6 protein-coding genes are annotated in these 6412 nt (G+C 35.9%); all 6 read right to left on the minus strand.

The features are described from left to right. Window positions 1-5: 5 nt before the first annotated feature. Window positions 6-953 carry a signal recognition particle-docking protein FtsY gene (gene ftsY, locus AWW83_RS08265; RefSeq protein ID WP_092350764.1) on the minus strand — a complete coding sequence of 316 codons (948 nt, stop codon included), beginning with the start codon at window positions 951-953 and terminating at the stop codon, window positions 6-8. A gap of 15 nt (window positions 954-968) precedes the next feature. Further along, a complete protein-coding gene (locus AWW83_RS08270) occupies window positions 969-1568 on the minus strand; it encodes a CDP-alcohol phosphatidyltransferase family protein (protein WP_092350766.1) in 600 nt (199 codons plus the stop codon). A gap of 3 nt (window positions 1569-1571) precedes the next feature. Continuing rightward, a complete protein-coding gene (gene purF / locus AWW83_RS08275; protein WP_092350768.1) occupies window positions 1572-3053 on the minus strand; it encodes an amidophosphoribosyltransferase in 1482 nt (493 codons plus the stop codon). A gap of 1 nt (window position 3054) precedes the next feature. After that, a complete protein-coding gene (locus AWW83_RS08280) occupies window positions 3055-4113 on the minus strand; it encodes a PHP domain-containing protein (RefSeq protein ID WP_092350770.1) in 1059 nt (352 codons plus the stop codon). Between the two features lie 94 nt (window positions 4114-4207). Then, entirely contained in the window at window positions 4208-4870 is a 663-nt protein-coding gene (locus AWW83_RS08285; protein ID WP_092350772.1) for a cysteine hydrolase family protein, read from the minus strand. Between the two features lie 65 nt (window positions 4871-4935). Beyond that, window positions 4936-6412, minus strand: a 1477-nt coding sequence (locus AWW83_RS08290) for a short-chain dehydrogenase (RefSeq protein WP_092350774.1), incomplete at its 5' end; no start/stop codon positions are given.

The raw sequence follows: 6412 nt of genomic DNA on the forward strand, positions 1-6412 counted from the left end.
ATAACTTATTTTTCAAATATAGCGTCAACAAATGCAGATGGATCAAAAGGTTGAAGATCGTCAATATCCTCACCAACTCCAATGAATTTTACAGGTATTTTCAACTCATTTACAATTGCGAATAGAACACCGCCTTTTGCTGTGCCATCAAGTTTAGTGATGATTAGCCCTGTTACACCTATTGATTGGGTAAATTGTCTTGCTTGTTGGATTGCGTTTTGACCTGTGGTGGCATCAAGAACAAGCCATATTTCATGCGGAGCATCGGGTATGACTTTTTGCATAACTCTTTTTACTTTTTTCAACTCTTCCATTAAATTTGATTTCGTGTGAAGTCGCCCGGCGGTATCAATCAAAACCACATCTATATTTCTTGCAATGGCAGATTTTAAGGTGTCAAACGCCACAGCCCCGGGGTCTGAACCTTTTTGCTGCTGAATTATATCAACGCCTGCTCTTTTAGCCCAGATTTCAAGTTGCTCATTAGCAGCTGCACGAAATGTATCTGCTGCACCAATTAAAACTTTTTTACCGCGAATTTTATAATTGTAGGCAAGTTTTCCTATTGTCGTTGTTTTACCTACACCATTTACACCAACGATCATTATCACAAATGGTTTTTTATCCGAAGGGATGTAAAAAGGATCGTGCGAAGTTTGATTGTCAATTGACTTTAAAATTTTTTCAAGCTCGTCTTTTAAAATTAGATTAACTTCAGAGACATCATTTATCCGCTCGGATTTTAATCTCTCCTTCAATCGTGATATAATTTCCATTGTCATATTCACGCCAACATCTGCGGTGATGAGAATCTCTTCAAGTTCGGAGAAGAAGTTATCGTCAATTACTTTTGTTGATGAGAAGAGGTTTGTGATTTTATCAAGTAGATTGTTTCTTGTTTTTGTTAGTCCATCTTTGATTTTTTTGAGTCCAATTTTATCAAGAATTCCCATTTTCAGATTCAAGATTTATTTTTCATGAGCGTTTGCTGTGTTAACTTTTTTAAGGTTTTCAAAAAATCTTTTGCCGTAAACATATAGAGAAGCAAAAATCATTATTATGCTTATGGTGATGAAAAGATTTAAGATAAAACCACGAGATTTTAACATTGCCAAAGCAATCACAATCGCAATTGATGTAACGGTAAATTTCCCGAGCTTATTTGATGGAAGAACAAATTTTATTCTTGTGCTTAAATATGCTCCAGCTAACAGAATGATTAAATCTCTGCCTATAACAATTGCAACATACCAAAGAGGCAGATCTCCTTGCTGAACCAAACTTAACACAATTGCACCGACGCAAACTTTATCAGCAAGCGGATCTATCATTTTTCCAAATTCTGTTATTTGATTGTATTTTCTTGCAAGATATCCGTCTGCAAGATCACTTAAATACAGGGAAAGCATAAAAAGCATTGAAATTGCGCGGTTTAAAGTAAGTTTTAAACCATAACCTTCAATCAAAACATCGCCAGTGTCTGATGTTAAAAAGTAAATGGTTGGAATCAATATGATAAATCTGCTAAAGCTCAAAAAATTTGATATGTTGAAAATTTTTTCTTTCATTTTTCAATCAAATTTTTCATCTGCAGATTTGATGAAAATTTCATATTCAAACTTTTCGGGCTTTTCTTCAATCAATGTTGGATAATTCCCTGTGAAACAAGCAGTGCAAAAACTTAAATGTTTAGGCGCTGCTTCAAGAAGTTTTTCAACGGATAGATAGCCAATGGATTCAACGCCAAGTTCTTCTCTTATCTTTTCAACATCGCCATTCAATCTTGATGCGATCAATTCATCCTGTGTTGGGAAATCCATACCGTAATAGCACGGAAATTTTATCGGTGGTGAAGCGACCCTGAAATGGACTTCTTTTGCGCCAGCATCTTTGATTAGTTTAACAAGTGCTTTTGATGTCGTTCCGCGAACAATTGAGTCATCAACTATGACGACACGCCTTCCTTGAAGAACACCTTTTACGGTGTTAAATTTTACCTTAACTTTTAATTCTCTCATATTTTGTTGTGGTTGGATAAATGTCCTGCCGACATAATGACTTCTTATCAACCCAATTTCAATTTTAACATTGTTCCCAAGTTTGATACTTTCGGTCACGAAACCAAGCGTTGCGGTATTGCTTGAATCGGGAACATTTATAACAATGACTTTATCTTCTTCTGTTGAATTTGGAGCTGGATGCTCGTGCGCAAGCAGTTTCCCAAGTTTTCTGCGAACTTTGTCAACATTTTCTCCAAAGATTTTACTATCTGGTCTTGAAAAATAGATAAATTCAAAAATGCAAAATGCCTGCTTTTCAATTTTTTTCTCAATCCAGAACGATTTTATTTTCCCTGTTTTTAAAACTTCATCATCAATTACGACAATCTCACCTGGCAAAACATCGCGAATGTAAGTTGCATTTATAAGGTCAAATGCGCAGGTTTCAGACGCAACGACATAAGCGCCGTCTTCCGTAACCCCCAAAGCAAGCGGTCTAAAACCATAAGGATCACGAACTGCTATTAATTTATCATCTGTTAAAATGACAAGTGAATAAGCACCTTCAATTTGATTTAATGCATCTTTGATTTGTTCAATTTGGTCTTCTTTTTGGCTTCGGGCAATTAAATGTAAAATTATTTCTGTGTCGGTTGAGGATTGGAAAATTGTCCCTTCGGATTGAAGATTGTTTCTCAAATATCGTGTGTTTGTTAAGTTCCCATTGTGGGCGATTGCTAAATTGCCGTTTTTATAATGAACGACAAATGGTTGAATGTTTGATCTGTTTAATGCTCCTGTGGTTGAATAGCGATTGTGTCCAATTGCGGATGTTCCTTTGAGATATTCTGTTATAATTTTTTCATCTTTAAAAACTTCAGAAACAAGCCCAATCCCTTTGTGATAGTTAAATTTTGTTTTTCCTGTTAATTCATCTTTTTCACAACTTACAATTCCAGTTGATTCTTGTCCTCTGTGTTGAAGCGCATACAAGCCATAATAAGTCATCAACGCAGATTGTGGATGTCCGTAAATTCCAAATATACCGCACACATTAAATTATCCCTTTGTTTCCAATTCTAATATGATTTGAAAAAATCCACGGTTTTCCGTTGTAATAAGCTTCAACTCTATAAGCTCCTGTTTCTCCAACTTCATAAGTTAATTCATTTGCGATTGTTTTTGTCAGAATTTCTCCGTTTTTGATCAATCTGATTTCAGCTTTTTGTGGAAGCAGTGCTTTCAATTTTATCGGTGAATCTTCAAGTTCAATGTAATCTCCCATTTGAAAAATTTTTCCATTTGTTTCTGCGAAAAATCTGAAACCTTTGGGATCGGCAAAGTATGCGTAGCTCACAAAGCAACGAGCATTTTCAATTGCAGAAAAAATTTTTTGCTTATATAATTCAAAATTTTCTTTCTTGCTTTTGTCAATTGGTTCATCAAGTAAAACATGAGTTCTTATTCCTCTGAACATAACTTTATACGGGAAGACCTCAACTTCAAAAAGTTGCCAGATTTTATATTTATGACCGTGTGCATCAACTCCACCAACGCCTGCAATTTTTCTTCTTCTGGCTATCTCATCCCATCGCTTCAAAGTTTCAGGGTATGGACCTTGAAGAGATTTTAACGGATGGATAAATCTTTGAAATTTATTTTGTTGCGTTAATCCTTCAACCCATTCGGACATATGATTCCATATTTCAATGCCTGTGAATTCATCCACGCTCCATTCATTCCACGGATATGGTGGGTATTCTTCAAAATTGTTTCTTCTTTCATCTGGATGTGCAATTATACCGATTCCGTTTAACTCTTTTATCTTTTTGACATATTCCTTTGCTGAATTATTCGGATAGAAAACTTCATCAACTCTAAAAACAAGGTAATGATTTTTATCATCTGGGTCGTTAAGTTCATAACCAAATATAAGCATGGTATCCCCAAACCATCCTTCGTATCCATCAAGTTTTGGTTGCAAGGTATTGTGGTCAGTCATCATTATGAAGTCAAGTCCAAGTTCGTTTCCTGCTTTTGCGATTTCGGGAATTGTTCCAGTTCCATCTGAATAAACAGAATGAACATGTATTACGCCAGCGTATTCAAACATCTATTGTAAATTTTGATTTTTGACAAGATAATATAAAGGTTTTGATGGATAAAAAGCAAAAATGGGGGAGCGAGAAACTCCCCCAGATTAATCGTCACTTTTCAACAAATTTGCCAAGCAAGATATTTTTCTCAACAATATCGTCTGTCTTCACAATTTCAACTCCTTCAGAGCGCCATTTTTCAATGAATTGTTTTCCACGATCTTCATAAATTGGCTTTGCTGCATCCTCAACTAAATAAATTTTGTATTTCCCACGCTTTAAGAAACCTTCAATTGCATAAGCATCGCACACATCAAGAGCAACGCCAAAAACGACAATTTCTTTCGGGTTTATAATTTCAAGAACAGGATCAACATTTGGATTTGAAAAGACATCAAATTTTTGTTTTCGGAAAATAATTTCGCCTGTGTGGTTTTTCACCAGATTTTCAAGTTCTTTCTCATCATATTTTTTACTGTCAATGTAAAGCGGATTTAGTGGTTTTGTTGCGTCAATTCTTTCCCAGCCAGGCGTTCCCTGAAGACAATGCGGTGGAAATGTATTTAAATAATCGGGGTTATCGGAAATTTCTTCATCTTGAAGCGTGTGATAATCAGCTGAACCCATGATTTGAATCTCGTTTTTCCGAGCGTAATCATACAATTTCTTTAAATTTGGAATTATCTCCTCAGCGTTTGGAACATAAAGTTTCCCGTCTTTCATCATGAAGTCATATTGTGTATCAACATCCCAGAAAATTATTTCTCTAATCATAGCGCACCTCCGTGTTTTAGTTTTACTTCAAAATTAAAAACATACTTTTTTATTTCCTCGTTTCATCACGACTTCATTCTCATCCCGTGTTCTTCACGGTCAAGGATCCAGCCAGCAATTTTTCCTTCATTTATCGTTTTGAAATCTTCCCAGTATTCTCGTGTTCTGACAAATCTTGAACTTGTATCTGTCGGTGGAATAGATTCAACTTCTTTCATAATTTGGTTAAATCTTCTTTTCCATATTTCCATATTTTCAACTCTTAAATCAACCCAGCCGTCGTAAGCCCATTGGTTTATTTTTTCTGGTGTGATGTCAACGCAGTTCTCGCCTCTGTAAGGTGGAATTTTTATCTCGTTACCGCGAATTAAAGTTTTTCCATCTGGCATCAAAATTGGAATGCCGATTGAGATTATTTGCGATCTTAATTTTTTATTCGTCAGGATAATTTCCGTGCATTTCTTGCTCATATCTTTCGGATCTTGTTTTGCTGCGTTTTCCATGCTTTCGTAGGCAAGCTTTAAAAGGTGTGCTTCATAAAGAAGTTTTGACAATCTTGGTGGTCCAAGAAGTTCAAATGCGATGCTTTCAACACCAAATTGTTTTTCAAGTTCGCGCATTCTTCTCAAAGCAGTTTCTGTCAAAAATCCCGCTCTGTAAGTTGGTTCAAGCGTTGCATGGTCAAGTGCGTTTATAATGTCGTGTCCGGTGTTCCCACCTTTTATTTCAAAAATTACCGTTTCGGCTATTTCTTCTGGTGTTACATATTCCATTTGCCCGGGGGTTGAAAGAGTTTCAAATTCAGCTCTTGAGAAAAGTCCGTTTTCTCCGGTGTCAATGAAGACAGAGCGAAGGGGTTCGTTTAGTTTTTCAAATTTTTCGTCATCAATTCTTAATTCAAGTTTTCCATCAAGCTTAAACGCTTTTTCAGGTGGACAATCAACGAGTTCAATTGGTTTTCCTCGTCTTAAAATTTCGCCGTATCCAATTTTTTTCCAAGCGATTGCAGCTGTTGGCTTGATTTCTTTTGTAATTGGTGCATCAGGTGTTCTTCCCATCAAAAATAGCAAAAGCGTATGTGCTCCAGCGACGGCGGATTTACTTAACAAAACTTTTGAAGGTCTTTCTTCGCTGTGCGTATATGGTATGTTCAAACCCATTCCACCAGTTCCACTTGTTCCAATCTTAACATATATTTTCGTCCCAACTTCCTGCATTGAACGATAGAGGATTTGAACATGTCTTATCAATTGTGGAACATAAAGGGTTGCAAGAAGTTTTTCGGTAAGTTCAATTAATTCCTCATTCTTTGCTTCTTCATTTTTCAATCTGTCAATAGCGTGTAAAACTTCGTTGCTTATTGTGAAAATATCTTGATATGCTATTGCTGTTGCAGTGTTAATGCAATCAATCACTATTTCAGGTGCGAATCTGTTAAGTAATTTATAAAGTGCAGATTGTTTCAAAACCTCATCTGTTAACTCACCAATTATGATCGCAATTAAAATAACTATCAAAACAAAAGAAACTCCTGCAAGAACT

Source organism: Candidatus Chryseopegocella kryptomonas, assembly GCF_001536065.1.
Taxonomy (GTDB): domain Bacteria; phylum Bacteroidota; class Ignavibacteria; order Kryptoniales; family Kryptoniaceae; genus Kryptonium; species Kryptonium kryptomonas.